The organism is Streptomyces sp. McG3, assembly GCF_018619185.1.
GTDB lineage: Bacteria > Actinomycetota > Actinomycetes > Streptomycetales > Streptomycetaceae > Streptomyces.
This window is the reverse complement of the sequence record NZ_JAAXYC010000039.1, coordinates 1-16,610: the sequence shown is the minus strand read 5'-3', so window position 1 is coordinate 16,610 and position 16,610 is coordinate 1. Positions and strand designations below refer to the sequence as shown.

Here is a 16,610-nt window from a genome sequence, read left to right as displayed (position 1 = left end):
CGGGTCACCCTTCGAGGGAGTCGCCTGATAGGAGCCGCTCCGCGGTCAGGTCGCCGAGCGGATCGTCCACGTCCCAGGAGTGGGGCGCGGGGTGGTGGTCGAAGAAGGAGCACTGCCGCACGACGTCCGTGTCGAGCCGGCGGAGGAGCGCGGGGCACCAGGGCGCGCGGCCGGTCCGGTGGACGCGCTCGGGCCCGCCGCCGGTCCAGAAGAACCACTGGGCCGGTGAGTCGGGCGTCCTGCCCGGCCGGAGGAAGGCGGCGTGTTCGGTGCCCGGGCCGTCGTGTTCGCCGAGCTCGCACAGGACGTACGGCTCCGGATCGTCCGGGTCGTCCACCCCGGGGGCGAGGAGCCGCAGCACGGCGTCGGGAGGGAGAAGGGTGACGGCGGTGCACTGGAGCACGGCGTTCAACTCCGTTTCGGGCGGCGGGACTACTACTGGTCGGTCGGGCGGCCACGCCACCCGGCGAGCGTCAGGCTGAGCCCGACGACGGGATCGAGAACGGTGAACAGTGCGGGGAACCCCGCCTCCAGGGCCCGTATCGCGTGGTCCTGGTCCGCGCCGTCCGTGGCCCAGCGGCGCAACTCCTCGGGCGCGTCCGATCCGTGGAAGCGGACCGGACGTACGTCGCCGGTCGGCAGCGTTACGGGTTCGGGAGCGAGGACGAGCCCATGACCGTCGGCCAGGCGCAACGCCTGGCGCCGGAGCCAGAGGAGGACGAGCCGCCGGTTCCGCACGACGACCCCGCCGAGCGAGGCGGACCGCTGCCCGTCGGAGAGGGTGACCTCGGCCGCGTAAACCGCTGAGCGCGTCATGAGGACCGCCCGGGTCCGCCGAGCCGGGCCCGCGACCGGGGAAGGGGGCGCGGGCTCACAGGACTTCACCCCGGCTACGGGCGTTGAGGCGCGCGGTACGGGCGCGGAGCTGCTCTATCAGGACGGCGGGCCGCACATGGCGGGGCTCGACCTCCCACTCCGCGCCGCCCCCTACCGGCCGCAGCGACCAGTAGGGGCCGGCGACCCCTCGGAACTCGCCCACGCGGTCGGCGCGGCTGGTGTCGACCAGGAGGGTTCCTAATGCGGGGGTGGAGGTGGTGGAGGGCGTGGGCGTATTCGGGCGTACGTTCTCACCGTACATCGATCGCTCCTCTCCGTAGCCGTTCGGCTACCGGGGCGATTCAGCGTGACCTAGGGTCGGGACGTCTTCAACGTGGGTATCTGGGAGGGCACGTTGGTAAACATCAAGGAACTGAACCCCGAGGCGAGCCTGCAAGCGGCCTTCGGTGCTCGTCTGCGCAGGATGCGCGAGGAGCGTGGCTGGATTCAGGACCAGGTGGCCGAACTGCTCGGCTGCTCGGGCAGGCACATCTCGGCGATCGAAACTGGCCGCAAACCGGCGACTCTGCCGTTCGCGAGGAAAGCGGACCGATTATTTGATCTCATCGGATCGAGCGAGGCGTTCGAGCGCCAGTGGCAGGAGATGAAGCACGGAAACCTGCTGGAAGGTTTCCCGGAGTACGTGGGGTACGAAGGCCGGGCGGTGGAGATCAGGCTGTTCGAGGTCGGTCTCATTCCGGGCTTGTTGCAGACACCGGAGTACGCGCGGGCTGTTGCTCTCGGAGACGTAGAGCGCGGGGCCATCACGGTCGAGCAGGCCAACGATCGAGTCTCGGTCCTGGAACAGCGTCAGGCGGCGCTGGTGCGGTCACGACCGCCCATGGTCTTCGCCATCATGGACGAAAGCTGCCTTTACCAGGCCGTCGGCGGTCCGAATGTCATGGCCGCTCAGCTTCAACAGTTGGAGGAGATGGCTGCGCTGCCCAACTGGATCATCCAGGTGGCGCCGTTCAGCCTGGGGGCGCGTAGAGCGTTCAACTTGCCGGTCTATCTGCTCACCCTTGCGGACCGGTCGATCGTCGCGTACGCAGAATCGCAGGCGCAGGGCCACGTTGAGCGCGAAACTTCCTTCGTGGTGCCGATGCTCACGGCCTACCATCAGTTCCAGAGCGAGGCGCTGTCGAAGGCGGCCTCTGTGGCCAAGATCAGCCAGTTGCGAAAGGGCACCCCGTGACGACCGAATCCCCTCGTTGGTTCAAGTCTTCGTACAGCTCGAACGGCGGTGCATGCATCGAGGTCGCCGCGAACCTCACCGCCACGCGCGGCATCGTCCCGGTCCGTGACTCCAAGGCCGTGGACGGGCCCGTGGTCGCCGTCCCCGTCACCGCCTTCGCGGCGTTCGTCGCGGGCGTGCGGGGCGGGACGTTCGACACCGTCTGAGGAACCGAGCAACCTGATGCCCCACCGTGCCCGGCACGGTGGGGCATCTTGGCGACGCGGCAGGGCGGGTCGGGTCAGAGACCCAGTGCCTCCGCAGCCAGGGCGGTGCCCCTGACCCGTGCGTCGATCTTGGCGAAAGCGATCTCGCGTGAGGTGGAGGCGTCGTCGGCGAAGGGGGCGAAGCCGCAGTCGTCGCAGGTGCCCAGCCGGTCCACCGGGATGTATTGCGCGGCCAGGAGCACCCGGTCACGTACCTGCTCGGGTGTTTCGACCGAAGGGTCGATGGGGTCGGTCACCCCGATGAACACCCGGGCGGTCGGGGGCAGGTGCTCCTGGATGACGGCCAGGACCCGCTCGGGGTCCGCCTCGCTGGCCAGTTGGAGGTAGAAGTTGCCGGCCTTGAGCTGGAAGAGCTTGGGCAGCAGCTCCGCGTAGTCGATGTCGAGGCTGTGGGTCGAGTCCTGGTCGCCGCCGGGACAGGTGTGCACCCCGATACGGCTGCGTTCCTCGGGACCGAACCGTCCCAGGACCTCGTTGTTGAGGGCGATGAAGTCGTCCAGCACGGAACCGCTGGGGTCGAGCTTCAGCGACAGCCTCCCTTCGGTGAAGTCGAGTTGGACGACATGCGCGCCGGCGTCCAGACATCCGCGGATGTCGGCCTCCGCCTCGACGGCGAGATCGCGCAGGAAGTCCTCGCGGGAGTATCCGTCGATGGGTGTCGCCGGGTACAGCAGGCTGAGGGCGGACGGGGCGATGACGGCCTGCTTCACCGGTTTGTCGGTGAGCTGCCGCGCGGCGCGCAGGTAGGTATCGGCCCGTACCTGGTAGCGGAAGGGGCCTTCGGTGATGCAGGGGAGCTGACGGGTGTGTCCGTCGGCGAACGGGATGACGGCGCCGTCCGGGGACAGCGTGCTCAGGCCGGCCAGCGGGTAGGTGGCGAAGCTGGGCTTGCCCTGTTCGCCGTCGACCAGGACGGGGCTGCCCGTCCCTTCCAACTGCGCCAGGGTGTCGGCGACGGCCTGTTCCTGCCGCTTGGCGAGGTCGCTGTCGTCTAACTGGCCGCTCGCGTGGGCGGTGAGGGCTTGGCCGAGCGCGGAGGAACGCGGAAGGCTGCCGATGGGCTCCGTGGGGATGGTCATGCTCGGTAGCGTAGGGAAGCTTTGGTTCCGATATCGGCAGAACCCTGGATGTCCGACCTCACGGGCGACTTGGGCGAAGATCGGCGTGACTGACGGAGCGTCAGGGAGCATGCGGGGGCCCCGGTGCGTCGAACCGGTCCTCGGTCCGTGCCGACCGCAGCGTGATGCGGGTGATCTGTCCGCCCGCCGTGCTGAACTCAATCGTGGCGAAGGGGTGCCCGCCCGGGGCGATCACGTGCATCGGCCTGCCGTTGACGGTGAGGCGGCAGGCCGCCCGGATGCGGTCGCGGAACCGGGCGGTCTCGGCGGCGATGTCGGCGGCACCGGTGACGGTGGTGCGGCCGCCGTGCGGCAGGAGCGCCGCCTCGGCGTCGCGGACGCTGTCCGGTGCGAGGAGCCGGATCATGCCGCGCGTGTCCCCGGTCCGGGCCGCCGCCATGAAGGCGTCCACGATCCGCTGATCCGCCCGGCCGGTCTCCTCCGCGCCCTGCCGGGCGGGGGCGAGGCGTCGGCGTGCGCGGCTGGCGTGCTGCTTGGCGCTGGGCACGGTCGCGCCCAGCACCTCCGCGACCCGGTCGAACGGGGTGGAGAACAGGTCGTGCAGGACGTACGCGACCCGTTGGGGCGGGGTCAGCCGGTCCAGCAGGACCATCAGCGCCCGGGACACGTCCTCGGCAAGGAGGACCGCCTCGTCCGCGGCCAGGTTCGCGGCCGGGACGGCGTCCGCCGGCAGCGGCGCTTCGGCGCGGCGGCGTCGGGCACGCAGCTCGTCCAGGCAGACCCGGGCGGTGACGGTCGTGAGCCAGGCGGACGGGTTCTCGACCGGCGGTGACGGGCGGGCGGTGACCGCCCGTACCCATGCGGTCTGGACGGCGTCCTGCGCGTCCTGGGCCGAGCCCAGCATGCGGTGGGCGACCGACAGGAGTCGTGGTCGTGCGGTCTCGAACTCTTCGACCGTGATCGGCATCGGGGTGTCACCTTCCGGGGCGGGCGGACGTCAGGACGGTCGGATGAACCCTTCCTGTCCGCCTTCCTGCCGCGCCTTCCCGCGCGGCTCCCGAGGAGATGAGAATGCCATGCACCGACAGACGGTGAGGACATGACCTCCGTACTGCTCATCGCCACGGTGACCTGTGCCGTCGCGAACGTTTCCGTCGCCGTCGCGGACTACGTACGGGCGCCGTTCGTACGGGCCAACTCGGCGGAGGTGCACGTTCCGCCCTGGGCTGTGCCGTATCTGGCGACGCTCAAACTCGCGGGTGCGGTGGGCCTCGTCGTCGGCCTGCTGGGTGTCCACCGGCTGGGCCTGGCGGCGGCGATCGGCCTGACCGTGTTCTTCGTCGGAGCGATGCTGGTCCACGTCCGGACGCGCGTCTTCCACAACATCGCCTTCCCGGGGGTCTACCTGCTGCTCGCCGTCGCCAGTACCGGCTTCTTCGCGGGCGGCGGGCGGTGACCGCCGCCGGTGCGGCCCTTCGCACCGACGGCGGCCGACCTTCGCCGGACCCGGGTGGAGGGGCCCGCGCGGGACGGCTCCCGTGGCTCTGTCACGTACGGGTGATCACCGCGTGACCTGACAGGAGGGTCCGCGTTCATCAGCCATGCGAAAGATCATCACGTGCGGCCTGCTGGCCGCCGCGGCCCTGTCCGCCTCCGCCTCCGCCGCCGCGCCCGCCTTCGCCGACAACGACAGCAACTTCGGGAGTGGAGTCAACGCGGCGAACAACTGGAACTTCACGGCCGCGGACGTGTGCGTCCAGGAACTCGCCGTCGTCCCCGCCCTGGCCGACTGGACCGGCAACCACCAGAACAACTGCTCCAACGGCAACGTCATCGATCACTCCGGCACCGAGGCGCGGCCCGGCCACTGAACCGGCGGCCAGGGAACACCATGAGGGCGGGGCCCGAGCGGCAGTCGCGCGGGCCTTCGCCGGTTTCGAGCCGCGCCCCGGGGGCAACCGGCCGCCATGGACACCAACGCGCACACCGAAGAAGTGGCTCCGACCCAGGGGGACGAGCACCACGTCCTCCTCAGCGCCGACACCAACGGCGACGGCAAGCCCGATGTATGGATGACGGACACCACCGGTGACGGGAGAGCGGACCTCTACCAGTTCGACACCACCGGCGACGGCGCGATCGATGTGACGGTGGTCGAGGGGGCGGACGAGCCGGGCACGGACCGGCTCGTCGTCGAGGGCGACGGCGGTCACCCCCAGCAGGCCTGAAGCCACGACGTCCCATCGCGGCGGGGAGGCGGGGGCATGACCGCTTCGGCCGGAGAAGCACACGACGGTGCGGGACGCTGGGGCCTGGCAGGGCCCGTCCTCGCCGTCCTGCTGACGGCGGCGGTGGGAGGCTTCCTGGCGGGGGTGGCCCTCGGCGAGGGCGAGAGGGGCGTTCGGCAGGGGCTGTTCGTCGCCGGCGCCTTCGTCCTGCTCGGCGCGGGCGCGTAGGGCAGAAGGGCATGGTCGGCGCGGCGGGTCGGCGAGGGGGTGTCCTGCATCAGCCGTGGCGGCGTATCGCCTCACGGATCCAGCCCGCGTAGGCGGGTGCGCTGGTGTAGAGCCCCGGCCCGTCACTGCAACGCACCCCCGGCGCGCCGGGGCCGGAGGTGACGCCGATCAGCTCCCAGCGTCCCTTACGGTCCCGCCGGAGCTGGGGGCCGCCCGAGTCGCCGTTGCACGCCATGGCCTCGGGTGTCCGGCTGACGGTGCACAGGCGGGTGCTGTCCGCGTAACCCGGTGCGCAGTCGGTCACCGCACCCCGGCGGGTGTCGAGTTCCTGGAGCCGGTCGGGGAAGACCCATGGGGCGTCGGGTGCGTCGTCGGTCCTGCCGAAGCCGAGGATCCGGGTCGGGGCGCCGGGCCGCCCCGGACGGTCGGCAATGCGGACGGGCTGCTCCGCGACCGGGCGGTTCAGACGGATCAGGGCGATGTCGTCGCGGTTGGGTCCGGTGTTCTCGCCGCTCCGGTAGCCGGGGTGGGACACCGTCTTCGTGACGGACCGGACCGTGCCTCCGGAGTCCTTCCACTCGCTGCCGACCCTGACGGTGCCGTCCAGGGTGACAAGCCTCGGGTCCACACAGTGGGCAGCCGTGAGCACCCATCGGGAGTCGATCAACGATCCCCCGCAGACCCCCTTGAACGTCGGGTCGTCCGCACCCGTCACGGGGATCGACACCATGGACGGGTAACGCTGCGTGGAATCCTCTCCGTTGACGATGGCGCCGGCGCTGCCGGTCATCGTGGCGGCGCACGCCGCTCCGGCCAGGACGACTGCGGCGGCGCGCGACACCGTACGGCGTGGGGACTTCAAGCGGAACACTGGTTCTCCGATCGGCTGAGCAGGTTCGACCTGCTCAGCCTCCGCGATCAAGAGGAACTGATCCATCCGGCCAGCGGGCCTGTCCTGGGTCGGGCCCGCTGGACCGGGCGGGGTAGGGAGACCCCCCGGAGGAGGAGGGCCATCGACGTCCGGTGTGCCGCCCGGACTGCCGGAGCGGCCGGCGCGCGAGCGTGCTGGACGAAGCCCTACGACACGTGCGGCTTCAGGTGCCGGGCGAAGAACCTGGCCCCGGTGTCCAGCTCGAACTCCGGGACGCCGGTGTGCCCGCCGAGGTTGGCGTGCAGGGTCTTCTCCGTGGAGCCGAAGGCGTCGAAGAGGTCCAGGGCCGCCTGCCGGTCGTTCCCTTCGTCGTCCCACTGGAGCAGGACGTGCAGCGGAACGGTGACGCGGCGGGCCTCCTCGAACACGGCGGCGGGCACGAGACTCCCGGCGAAGAGCCCGGCGGCCACGATGCGCGGTTCGACCGCGGCGAGACGGACGCCGATGGAGATCACTCCGCCCTCGTATCCGACCGGGGGAGTCGCGCGACACCAGCAGGACGGGCCTCTGCCCTGCTGATCCATCCCGACCTCGGGTCCGTCGCCGCCGCCGCGTGACCGGGATGGCCTCCGGCTAACCTGCGGGCATGATCCAACCGATCGAACTCGTCATATTCGACTGCGACGGCGTGCTGGTCGACAGTGAGCGCATCGCGGTGCGCGTGGACGCCGTCGTCCTGGCCGGGTTGGGATGGGAACTCACCGAAGCCGAGATCATCGACCGGTTCATGGGCCGCTCCAGCCTGTCGATGACGCGACAGGTGGAGGAGCACCTCGGGCGCAGCCTGCCGGCCGACTGGGAGGAGGAGTTCGCGCACCTCTACCACGATGCGCTCGCCGCTGAACTCACCCCCGTCGAGGGCATCGTCGACGCCCTCGACGCCCTCGCGCACCTCTCCACCTGCGTGGCATCCAGCGGGAGCCACGAGAAGATGCGCTTCACGCTGGGGATCACCGGTCTCCACCCGCGCTTCGAAGGCCGCATCTTCAGCGCCACCGAGGTCGAGCACGGCAAACCGGCCCCGGACCTGTTCCTCCACGCCGCGCGGCGGATGGGGGTCCCGCCCGAGGCGTGCGCCGTGGTCGAGGACAGCCAGTACGGTCTTCGAGCAGCCCGGGCCGCAGGCATGCGCGCCTTCGCCTACGACGGGGGAATGACTCCCGTGGAGCGACTCGAAGGGCCCGGCACCGTCGTCTTCGACGACATGCGCAGACTGCCCGGCCTCCTCGCGGATCAGTGACCGCCACCCGACGCGGAGCCGTCGGCCGCCGTGCCGGCCTTCACCGAACGCCCGGTCGGGGCTCCGGCAGTTCCACGATCACCAACGTGCCCCGGCTCCCGGGGCGGACCGCGTGTGCGGTCCCCGCCGCCACCATGAACAGCTCGCCCGCCCCCACCGACACCGGCACGCCCGCCACCTCCAGCTCCAGCCGGCCGTCGAGGACCAGCAGGGCCTCGCCGGCCCCATGGCTCTCCTCGACGACGGGCAGCCCGTCCATGCGCAGTAGCTTCACGGAGGCCGCCCCCACCGTGCCCAGCACGCGGGAGCTCCACGCCTCCGGCAGAGCGGCCGCCGTCTCCGCAAGGTCGATCGCACTCATGGCACACCCCTCCCACGGACCCGGTCGGTCATGCAGAAAAGGGCCCGTGCGTAACGATCATTGGATGCCCTGAAACTTATCCGACCAGGAAAGACACGTGGTCGACCGTTCGGCAAAGCCTGTCGCAGGGCCTGTCGCCGGGGCCGGGCCCGGCGACAGGCAGTCGTTCCCGGAGCACGGCACGGGGGGATTCCTGGCCGCCAGGGTGGGCGGGTCAGACTAGGGGCGGCCCCGCTCCCGCTCCGCCCGCCGGGCTCCTCGCCTCTCTCCGTCAGGAATCGCCGTGTCCCACCCCTCCGCCGCCCCTCGGGCGAGCAGCGCCGCTCCGCGCGCCGAAGCGCACCGCTTCAGCTCCGTCATCAGCCGCATCGCCGAGGAGATGGGCGCACTCGCCGACCACGGCACTCCGGCCGACTACATCCCGATGCTCGCCGGAGCCGACCCCCGGCGCTTCGGCATGGCCGTCGCGGAGCCGGACGGAACCGTCTACGGCGTCGGCGACTGGCGGCAGCCGTTCTCGACCCAGTCCATATCCAAGGTGTTCGCCCTGGCCCTGGCGCTCTCCCTGGACGGTGAGCAGATATGGCGGGGAGTCGGCCGCGAGCCTTCGGGCAACCCGTTCAACTCCCTGGTGCAGCTGGAGTACGAGAACGGCATCCCCCGCAACCCGTTCATCAACGCCGGGGCCCTCGTGGTGACCGACCGGCTCCAGGCCCTGACCGGGGACGCCGCCGGCCAGGTGCGGGAGCTGCTGCGCTCGGAGAGCGGCAATCCCGCCATCGACTTCGTACCGGAGGTCGCCGCCTCCGAAGCGGCCTTCGGCGACCGCAACGCCGCGCTGGCCCACTTCATGGCCTCCTACGGAAACATCACCCTCCGGGTCCCCGAGCTGCTCTCCGCCTACTTCCGCCAGTGCTCGATCGAGGCGTCCTGCGCGGACCTGGCCCTCTCCGCGGGTTTCCTGGCCCGGCGCGGTATCCGGGCCGACGGCTCCGCGCTGCTGACCCGCAGCCAGGCGAAGCAGATCAACGCGGTCATGCTCACCTGCGGGACGTACGACGCGGCCGGCGAGTTCGCCTACCGGGTGGGGCTGCCGGGCAAGAGCGGCGTCGGCGGGGGGATCATCGCCATCGTGCCGGGGGAGTGCACCCTGTGCGTGTGGAGCCCGGGGCTCGACCGGCGCGGCAACTCGGTGGCGGGCGTGTCGGCCCTCGCGCGCTTCACCACGCTGACCGGGCTGTCCGTCTTCTGACGCGTCCCGTGCGGAGGGCGGCCGGGACGTGGACCCGGGGCTCGTCGCGGGAACGTGACCACCGCGTCGCGGAACCTCGGCCCACCGGTTCCCCACCGCCGCCGCGATGTCACGCCTTCAGGGCGACGAGACGGTACAGCGGGTCCGGGCGGGGTGCGTCCTGGTCCGGCAGCGCGGCGAGGCGGCGGCACACGTCGGCCACCTGGTCCCGGGGCGCGTGAGTGCACCAGGAGATGCGGCCCGCCCCGATCGCCTCGCGCCAGCCGCGAGGACTGCGGCCCTGCCCCGTGCCGGGGAACCGCGTCCGGCCCGCCGTCCCCAGTCCCTGTTCCGCCGCCCAACGGAGCAGCCGGGCGGAGTGGTCGGGCACCTCGGGCGCGTACCGGCCGCGCAGGTCCGCCGTGACCTCGGCTATGTCGCTGTCCTCGGCGAAGTGCGCGTCGTTCTTGTCGACGGTGGTGATCAGCACCCCGCCGGGCCGCAGCACCCGGGCCGCCTCGCTCAGCACGGGCACCGGGTCCGGCAGCAGATGCAGCAGCCAGATGATCACGACGGCGTCCACCGCCTCCGACGCGAAGGGCAGCCGTGCGCCGTCGCCCCGCACGATGCCTCCCGGCACCCGCCGGGCGGCGAGGCCCAGCATTCCGGGCGAACGGTCGACGCCCACCACCGTCAGCCCCGGACGCCGGAGCCGTTCCGTCACGATGCCCGTGCCGCACGCGAGGTCCAGGACGGTGCGAGGCCCTCGCGGCAGGAGCCGCTCCACCGCGTCCGCCGCCGCCCGGGCCCTCGGTTCACCACCCCGGGACGCGTCGTAGTGCCGGGCCTCGTCGTCGTAATCGAGCACGTCCATCCCCTGCCCCGCGTCGGCGCCCGCCACTGTGTGTCCGGGGAACCCTACGGGCCATGACCCGCCCCGTGGTCAGACGATCACGACACGGCGGCCCCGCGTATGCCCCGCCCGGCTGTCGATGTGCGCGGCCGCCGCCTCGGCGAGCGTGTAGGACTTCTCCACCGGGATGTGCAGCCTGCCGCGTGAGATCAGCGCCGCCGCCTCGGCCGGCGCGTCCGGCACGCTCCCCGCCACGCCGGAGAACCGGACGCCGGACTCCGCTGCGCCCAGGTCCGCGATGGTGACCACCTTCCGGGGGTCACCGGTCAGTTCGACCAGCTCGCCGAGCACGCCCGAGCCCGCCAGATCGAGCGCGGCGTCGACGCGGCCGAGCAGCCGTACCCGCTCGACCCAGCCCTCGCCGTACGTCGTGGCGAGCGCGCCCAGGGCGCGCAGGTACTCCTGGTTGGCGGCCCCCGCCGTGCCGAAGACCGTGACGCCCCGGTCCCGGGCGATCTGCAGCACCGCCGAACCGACCCCGCCGGACGCGCCGTTGACCAGCAAGGTCTGGCAGGGACGGACGCCGACCTCCCGGATGACGCGCAGCGCGGTCTCCACCACGGACGGGTAGCCCGCGGCCTCCTCGAAGGTCAGGCCCTCCGGCATACGGGCCCAGGCCGACAGCACGGCGAACTCGGCGTACGTGTCGGAGCCCTCGCCGAACACATGGTCGCCGATCGCCACTCCTCCGACGCCCTGGCGGCCGAGGCGGACGTGGCCGTCACCACGCTCTTCTCCCACTTCGCCTCGAAAGAGGCGTTGGTGTTCGAGCAGGACCAGGGCTTCGAGCAGGGCCTCGTCCGGGCGGTCGCCGACCGGACGCCGGACGAGCCGCTGATTCCCGCGCTGCGCCGCGAGATCCACGCCCTGGTACGCCACTGCGGGGCGCCCGGGGCCGCCCCGGTCCGGAGCATGATCGAGTCGTCGCCGTCCCTGCGGGAGTACGAGGAGTCGATGCGGCTGCGCCACGCGGAGTCGCTGGCCGCCGCCATCGCCGCCGATCTCGGTGTACCGGAGACGTCGACGGCCTGCCGGACCATCGCGAGGTTCGCGATCGACGCCTACACGCTGGCCCGCGAGGCGCCCGATCCGCAGGCCGCGGTGGACGAGATCTTCCGGATGATCGAGGCTGCTTGGGGGGCCTCCCGCCTCGTCTGAGGAGCGCGCGGACTCAGGCGTCCGACCGGCGGATCCCTCTGCGAGGGCCTTGCCAGTCCAGACACAGGACGGTGGCGTCGTCCTTCGGCGGCCGGCCGCCATAGGCGTCGGCCACCGCGGCGACCAAGGTGCGGACGACCTCCCGCGGATGCTCGGCCGCGGTTCTCAGCAGGAGGCCGGGCAGGTCGACCGCCTCCGCTTCGCGTTCCTGCATGCCGTCGGTGAACAGCACAAGACGGTCCCCGGGGCGCAGGTCGATGTCCTGTACCTCGTAGGAGTCCTGCGCGGTGAACCCGAACGGCATGTTGACGACCAGGCCCAGTTCCTCGACCGCGCCCTCACGCAGGCGGAGCGGCCCGGGGTGGCCGGCGTTGACCAGTTGGGCTCCGCTTCCGTCGAGGGCGATGCGGAGCAACTGGCCCGTGGCGTAGGTGTGGCGCCCGTGGTCGAGAAGGGCCTGATGCATGTGGTGGGCCTGTTCGGCGAGGTCCGCTCCGGCGCGGCGGGCACCGCGGGAGGCGTTCACGACCAGGGTGGCGGTGAGGGAGGCGTCGACGTCGTGGCCCATGGCATCGGTGACGGACAGATGCAGGGTGTCGTGGTCGAGGCTGTAGTCGTAGGTGTCCCCGGCTATGTCGGAGGCCGGGACCAGGGCTCCGGCGAGGGCGAACTCGGCCGCCTCGCAGGAGGGGGCCGAGGGGAGGAGCTGCCGCTGGATCTCCGCCGCCAGGCTGACCGTGGTGGTGCGGTTTCCCCAGTGGTAGAGGTCGGTGAAGCGACGGTCGGTGACGATGATGTACGCCAGTGCGTGCGCGGCCTCCTCGACCTGCTCCAGCACGCTCTCGGTCACGACGTCGAGGTACAGCTCCAGCACGCCGATGGTGTCACCGCGGTTGGTGACCGGCGCGAGCACGCGCTGCCCCAGCCCGCCCTCCTCCGCCAGCACCGGCTTCTGGGCACGCAGAACCTTGTCGTAGATGCCGCTGCCGGCCAGGGGTACTCGCTCGGTCCGGTGCTCCTGGGAGGAGCCGGCCGTGTCGTTGACCCGCAGCAGCCGGCTGCCGACCACGTCGACGAAGAGGAACGACACGTACCGCGCACCGAACCGGGCGCGCAGATTGCGCGCCACGACATCGATCGAGTCCACCGGGGCCGCGTTCTCCGCCGCCGCCAGCACTTCAGTCAGTCCCATCCGGTCACACGTCACCACAGCCTCCAAAAGTTGAGAGTGCTTCTGCCCGCTGACGCCTCTCTCATGGCCCCGGTCGAGGAATCCTGCGGTGGCGGCGAGCGATTTCGACCGGGGCGCCCGGTGGGAAGGGCGCCCGGAACGAACCGCGTCCACCTGCGGTGTTCAGCTGCGCGAACAGGGTCCGGTGCACCACTCCGCCGGTGGTGATATGGGCTGTATTGCCCCATTGCGTTGTTAGCTTTCCCTGGTTGGCCCGATGACCGCATCGACAGGGGAACGTCATGACGCACGCCGAACCTCAGCAGGCCGAGGCGCGCCCGGCGGTGAAGCTGACGCTCCTCACGCTCACCACGATGGTCGTCGGCTCGATGGTGGGCGCCGGGGTGTTCTCGCTGCCCCGGCGCTTCGCGCAGGAGACCGGCGTCGCGGGAGCGCTGATCGCCTGATCGCCGGCGCCGTCGCCGGGATCGTCGCGCCGGCCGCGGGCTGGATCGAGCTCTGAGCGATCCCCGCCCGTCCTCGCTCCGAGCCCCCGCACGTCCCTTCTGCCGTCGCCGCGTGACCCCGTACACCCTCTGTCGTCGCCGCGCGACCCCGTACACCTCTGCCGTCACCGAGCGAAAGGCCCACCGTGAACAGCACCACCCCCGCTTCCGCCCCAGGCGTCCACTCCGAGGTGGGACGTCTGCGCAAGGTCCTGGTCTGCGCCCCCGGACTGGCCCACCGGCGGCTGACCCCGACCAACTCCGGCGACCTGCTCTTCGACGACGTGATGTGGGTGGAGAACGCCCAGCGCGACCACGCCGACTTCGTCGCCCAGCTCACCGGGCGCGGCGTGGAGGTCGTCGAACTGCATGAACTGCTCGCCGCCACGGTGGCTCTGCCCGAGGCCCGGACGTGGCTCCTGGACCGGAAGATCACCGCCAACGAGGCGGGCCTCGGCCTGATCGACGACACCCGCGCCTTCCTGGAGACCCTGACCCCGCAGCAGCTCGCGGAGTACCTGATCGGCGGGCTCGCCACCGCCGACCTCCCCGACGCGTTCCGCTCGGGGTACGTGGCGCTCGCCCGCGAGGGGGCCGGGGCGCGGGAGTACCTGATGCCGCCGCTGCCCAACACCCTGTACACCCGTGACACCACCTGCTGGCTCTACGGCGGAGTGACGCTGAACCCGCTCTACTGGTCCGCCCGGCGTGACGAGACCCTGCTGATGAAGGCGATCTACACCTTCCACCCCGACTTCCGGGGCAGCACCGTCTGGTGGGGCGACCCCGAGAAGAACTGGGGCCAGGCCACGTTCGAGGGCGGGGACATCATGCCCGTCGGCAACGGCGTCGTCCTCATGGGCATGAGCGAACGGACCTCCCGCCAGGCCATCACGCAGGTGGCGGCCGCCCTGTTCGAGCAGGGGGCTGCCGAGCACGTGATCGTCGCCGGGATGCCGAAGCTGCGCTCGGCGATGCACCTCGACACGGTGTTCACCTTCGCGGACCGGGACATCGTCACCCTGTACCCGCGCATCATGGACGGCGTCCGCGCCTTCTCGCTGCGGCCGTCCGACCTGGCGCCCGGGATGGAGATCACCGACGAGGGCAGCACCCCGTTCACCGAGGTCGTGGCCCGCGCCCTGGGCCTTCCCCGGCTGAGGGTGATCGAGACGGGCGGTGACGTCTACGCCTCGGAGCGCCAGCAGTGGGACAGCGGCAACAACGCGGTGGCGCTGGAGCCCGGCGTGGTCTTCACCTACGACCGCAACACCCAGACCAACGCGCTGCTGCGCCGCGCCGGGGTGGAGGTCATCACCATCGTCGGGGCGGAGCTGGGCCGGGGCCGGGGCGGCGGGCACTGCATGACCTGCCCGCTGATCCGTGACGCGGTGGCGTTCTGACCGGGGAACTGCCGCACGCCGTAAGCAAATAGCCGTGTACACAAGGGACTTCGGGGCACTCGAACGACAGGCCGGTCCGCTTCGGGACCGGATTCCGGCGCGACCGTCCCGAAGGAGCGACAGATGGCTACGCAGTACGGCAACCAGCCGACCGGGCAGGGGCATCACGGTGCGTCGCGGGGAGGTGCCGAAGGCAACGTCTTCAGCATCATCGCGATCGTCCTGGGCGTGATCGGGCTGATCTTCCTGCCGATCGTCTTCGCCCTGGGCGGGCTGATCATGGCGATCATCGCCAAGGTCGTCCGGCACGAGCGGCTCGCCACGGTCGCCATCGTGGTCAGCGCCGTCGGACTGGTCGGCGGAATGGTCCTCGGCGCTGTCTTCGCCAGTATGTGAGCGAGCCGAGCGATGCCGATGAGCCCGGGGCGGGCCCCGCCTCGGGCTCCTGGTGCGTGCCGCGCCCGACGGACTCACCCCGCCGAGGCGGTCACCTCTCCGGCGTACGCGACAATGGAGCCATGACCACGCTCGCCCCCGCCCTCCCGCAGCTCCGCATCGGCCCGCACACCGTGCGGCCGCCGGTCGTGCTGGCCCCGATGGCCGGCATCACCAACGCCCCGTTCCGGACGCTGTGCCGGGAGTTCTCCGGCGGCAAGGGGCTGTTCGTCAGCGAGATGATCACCACGCGGGCGCTGGTCGAGCGCAACGAGAAGACCATGCAGCTCATCCACTTCGACGCGACCGAGACCCCGCGTTCGATCCAGCTGTACGGAGTGGACCCGGTCACCGTCGGCAAGGCGGTCCGGATGATCGTCGACGAGGATCTGGCCGACCACATCGACCTGAACTTCGGCTGCCCGGTCCCCAAGGTCACCCGCAAGGGCGGCGGCTCCGCGCTCCCGTACAAGCGGCCCCTGCTGCGGGCCATCCTCAGGGAAGCCGTGTCGGGCGCCGGGGACCTCCCCGTCACCATCAAGATGCGCAAGGGCATCGACGACGACCACCTCACCTTCCTGGACGCCGGCCGCATCGCCGTCGAGGAGGGCGTCACCGCCGTCGCCCTGCACGGACGCACCACCGCCCAGCACTACGGCGGCACCGCCGACTGGGACGCCATCGCCCGGCTCAAGGAGCACGTGCCGGAGATCCCCGTACTCGGCAACGGCGACATCTGGTGCGCGGACGACGCCCTGCGGATGATGCGGGAGACCGGCTGCGACGGAGTCGTCGTGGGGCGCGGCTGCCTGGGGCGGCCCTGGCTCTTCGCCGACCTGGTGAACGCCATGGAGGGCCGCGAGGCCCGGCACGCGCCCGCCCTGCGCGAGGTCGCGGACGTCATGGTGCGCCATGCGACGCTGCTGGGGGAGTGGATCGGCGACGAGGCCCGCGGCGTGATCGACTTCCGTAAGCACGTGGCCTGGTATCTCAAGGGCTTCGCGGTCGGCTCCGAGATGCGCAAGAAGCTGGCGATCACCTCCTCGCTGGAGGAGCTGAGCAGCCAGCTGCACGAGCTGGACCTGGACCAGCCCTGGCCCGACGGCGCCGACGGGCCGCGCGGCCGCACCTCGGGCAACAACCGGGTCGTCCTGCCGGACGGCTGGCTGAAGGACCCGTACGACTGCGCGGGCATCAGCGCCGACGCGGAGCTGGACACCTCCGGCGGCTGATCGCCCCGCCGCAGCCCCGGCACCGTACGACGGACCCCGCGTGACCTCCCCGGTCGGGCGGGGTTTTCGCATGTCCGGGCCGGTGCCCGTGCGGTGACTGCGGCCGGCCCCGTTCGGAGCATCAGCGAAGGCGGCGTGTCGGCGCGCTGCCGAGACT

21 protein-coding genes and 3 pseudogenes are annotated in these 16,610 nt (G+C 71.4%); 13 read left to right on the top strand and 11 right to left on the bottom strand.

The genetic code is table 11. The annotated features are described in order from the left end of the window. Positions 1 to 4: 4 nt before the first annotated feature. The 3 genes from HET64_RS09565 to HET64_RS09555 are packed head-to-tail and all read right to left on the bottom strand — an operon-like array spanning position 5 to position 1,138. Complete coding sequence (locus HET64_RS09565; RefSeq protein WP_215103752.1) at positions 5 to 403, bottom strand: hypothetical protein; 399 nt, start codon at positions 401 to 403, stop codon at positions 5 to 7. A gap of 32 nt (positions 404 to 435) precedes the next feature. Further along, positions 436 to 816 carry a hypothetical protein gene (locus HET64_RS09560; RefSeq protein WP_215103750.1) on the bottom strand — a complete coding sequence of 127 codons (381 nt, stop codon included), beginning with the start codon at positions 814 to 816 and terminating at the stop codon, positions 436 to 438. A 55-nt stretch (positions 817 to 871) separates the two neighbouring features. Then, positions 872 to 1,138: a hypothetical protein gene (locus HET64_RS09555; RefSeq protein WP_215103748.1), complete on the bottom strand. Its 267-nt coding sequence runs from the start codon at positions 1,136 to 1,138 to the stop codon at positions 872 to 874. A 93-nt stretch (positions 1,139 to 1,231) separates the two neighbouring features. Here HET64_RS09555 and HET64_RS09550 point away from each other — a divergent pair, with 93 nt between their 5' ends. Together HET64_RS09550 and HET64_RS09545 are read left to right on the top strand one after the other, a co-directional pair. Beyond that, a complete protein-coding gene (locus tag HET64_RS09550; protein ID WP_215103806.1) occupies positions 1,232 to 2,071 on the top strand; it encodes a helix-turn-helix transcriptional regulator in 840 nt (279 codons plus the stop codon). Beyond that, positions 2,068 to 2,277, top strand: coding sequence for a DUF397 domain-containing protein (locus HET64_RS09545; protein WP_215103746.1), 210 nt, complete (start codon positions 2,068 to 2,070; stop codon positions 2,275 to 2,277). The genes HET64_RS09550 and HET64_RS09545 overlap by 4 nt, the downstream gene beginning before the upstream one ends. A gap of 74 nt (positions 2,278 to 2,351) precedes the next feature. Here HET64_RS09545 and HET64_RS09540 read toward each other — a convergent pair whose 3' ends face one another. Together HET64_RS09540 and HET64_RS09535 are read right to left on the bottom strand one after the other, a co-directional pair. Next, a complete protein-coding gene (locus HET64_RS09540) occupies positions 2,352 to 3,416 on the bottom strand; it encodes a cobalamin-independent methionine synthase II family protein (RefSeq protein WP_215103744.1) in 1,065 nt (354 codons plus the stop codon). A 100-nt stretch (positions 3,417 to 3,516) separates the two neighbouring features. Beyond that, on the bottom strand, positions 3,517 to 4,383 hold the full coding sequence (locus tag HET64_RS09535; protein WP_215103742.1) for a sigma-70 family RNA polymerase sigma factor: 867 nt from the start codon (positions 4,381 to 4,383) through the stop codon (positions 3,517 to 3,519). Positions 4,384 to 4,515: 132 nt separating this feature from the next. Between HET64_RS09535 and HET64_RS09530 the strand changes: the two genes are divergently transcribed. The 4 genes from HET64_RS09530 to HET64_RS09515 all read left to right on the top strand — a co-directional run bounded on the left by HET64_RS09530 (position 4,516) and on the right by HET64_RS09515 (position 5,872). Beyond that, positions 4,516 to 4,872: a DoxX family protein gene (locus HET64_RS09530; protein ID WP_215103740.1), complete on the top strand. Its 357-nt coding sequence runs from the start codon at positions 4,516 to 4,518 to the stop codon at positions 4,870 to 4,872. Between the two features lie 145 nt (positions 4,873 to 5,017). Further along, a complete protein-coding gene (locus HET64_RS09525) occupies positions 5,018 to 5,287 on the top strand; it encodes a hypothetical protein (RefSeq protein ID WP_215103738.1) in 270 nt (89 codons plus the stop codon). 96 nt (positions 5,288 to 5,383) lie between these two features. Continuing rightward, on the top strand, positions 5,384 to 5,644 hold the full coding sequence (locus HET64_RS09520) for a hypothetical protein (RefSeq protein ID WP_215103736.1): 261 nt from the start codon (positions 5,384 to 5,386) through the stop codon (positions 5,642 to 5,644). A gap of 36 nt (positions 5,645 to 5,680) precedes the next feature. After that, on the top strand, positions 5,681 to 5,872 hold the full coding sequence (locus HET64_RS09515; protein ID WP_251145056.1) for a hypothetical protein: 192 nt from the start codon (positions 5,681 to 5,683) through the stop codon (positions 5,870 to 5,872). Positions 5,873 to 5,921: 49 nt separating this feature from the next. Here HET64_RS09515 and HET64_RS09510 read toward each other — a convergent pair whose 3' ends face one another. Beyond that, positions 5,922 to 6,809 carry a trypsin-like serine protease gene (locus HET64_RS09510; RefSeq protein WP_215103734.1) on the bottom strand — a complete coding sequence of 296 codons (888 nt, stop codon included), beginning with the start codon at positions 6,807 to 6,809 and terminating at the stop codon, positions 5,922 to 5,924. A gap of 140 nt (positions 6,810 to 6,949) precedes the next feature. Continuing rightward, a pseudogene (locus HET64_RS09505) lies at positions 6,950 to 7,279 on the bottom strand (alpha/beta hydrolase); the annotation flags it as partial. Between the two features lie 110 nt (positions 7,280 to 7,389). Between HET64_RS09505 and HET64_RS09500 the strand changes: the two are divergent. Further along, positions 7,390 to 8,043, top strand: a complete 654-nt coding sequence (locus HET64_RS09500; protein ID WP_215103732.1) for an HAD family phosphatase — start codon at positions 7,390 to 7,392, stop codon at positions 8,041 to 8,043. Between the two features lie 40 nt (positions 8,044 to 8,083). Here HET64_RS09500 and HET64_RS09495 read toward each other — a convergent pair whose 3' ends face one another. Further along, positions 8,084 to 8,404, bottom strand: a complete 321-nt coding sequence (locus HET64_RS09495; RefSeq protein WP_215103730.1) for a cupin domain-containing protein — start codon at positions 8,402 to 8,404, stop codon at positions 8,084 to 8,086. A 283-nt stretch (positions 8,405 to 8,687) separates the two neighbouring features. Between HET64_RS09495 and HET64_RS09490 the strand changes: the two genes are divergently transcribed. Then, positions 8,688 to 9,656 (top strand): glutaminase, encoded by a 969-nt coding sequence (locus HET64_RS09490; protein ID WP_215103728.1) that lies wholly within the window; start codon positions 8,688 to 8,690, stop codon positions 9,654 to 9,656. A 109-nt stretch (positions 9,657 to 9,765) separates the two neighbouring features. On the opposite strand, the gene HET64_RS09485 is transcribed toward HET64_RS09490, so the two are convergent. Both HET64_RS09485 and HET64_RS09480 read right to left on the bottom strand, forming a co-directional pair. Further along, complete coding sequence (locus tag HET64_RS09485; RefSeq protein WP_215103805.1) at positions 9,766 to 10,503, bottom strand: class I SAM-dependent methyltransferase; 738 nt, start codon at positions 10,501 to 10,503, stop codon at positions 9,766 to 9,768. A 75-nt stretch (positions 10,504 to 10,578) separates the two neighbouring features. Then, positions 10,579 to 11,244 (bottom strand): annotated as a pseudogene (locus tag HET64_RS09480) (zinc-binding dehydrogenase); the annotation flags it as partial. On the opposite strand from HET64_RS09480, the gene HET64_RS40040 reads away from it, so the two are divergent. Continuing rightward, positions 11,215 to 11,706 (top strand): TetR family transcriptional regulator, encoded by a 492-nt coding sequence (locus HET64_RS40040; protein WP_251145054.1) that lies wholly within the window; start codon positions 11,215 to 11,217, stop codon positions 11,704 to 11,706. The pseudogene HET64_RS09480 and the gene HET64_RS40040 sit on opposite strands and share 30 nt — an antisense overlap. A gap of 13 nt (positions 11,707 to 11,719) precedes the next feature. Here HET64_RS40040 and HET64_RS09470 read toward each other — a convergent pair whose 3' ends face one another. Then, positions 11,720 to 12,898, bottom strand: coding sequence for a PP2C family protein-serine/threonine phosphatase (locus tag HET64_RS09470; protein ID WP_251145053.1), 1,179 nt, complete (start codon positions 12,896 to 12,898; stop codon positions 11,720 to 11,722). Positions 12,899 to 13,179: 281 nt separating this feature from the next. Between HET64_RS09470 and HET64_RS09465 the strand changes: the two are divergent. From HET64_RS09465 to dusB, 4 genes and pseudogenes are all read left to right on the top strand, one after another. Continuing rightward, positions 13,180 to 13,341 (top strand): annotated as a pseudogene (locus HET64_RS09465) (arginine-ornithine antiporter); the annotation flags it as partial. 188 nt (positions 13,342 to 13,529) lie between these two features. Further along, positions 13,530 to 14,786, top strand: a complete 1,257-nt coding sequence (locus HET64_RS09460; protein WP_215103720.1) for an arginine deiminase — start codon at positions 13,530 to 13,532, stop codon at positions 14,784 to 14,786. A gap of 123 nt (positions 14,787 to 14,909) precedes the next feature. After that, the gene (locus HET64_RS09455) at positions 14,910 to 15,182 is read left to right on the top strand and encodes a hypothetical protein (RefSeq protein ID WP_215103718.1); all 273 of its coding nucleotides are present in this window, start codon (positions 14,910 to 14,912) and stop codon (positions 15,180 to 15,182) included. A gap of 122 nt (positions 15,183 to 15,304) precedes the next feature. Beyond that, on the top strand, positions 15,305 to 16,453 hold the full coding sequence (dusB, locus tag HET64_RS09450) for a tRNA dihydrouridine synthase DusB (RefSeq protein WP_215103716.1): 1,149 nt from the start codon (positions 15,305 to 15,307) through the stop codon (positions 16,451 to 16,453). The last annotated feature ends 157 nt before the right edge of the window (positions 16,454 to 16,610 follow it).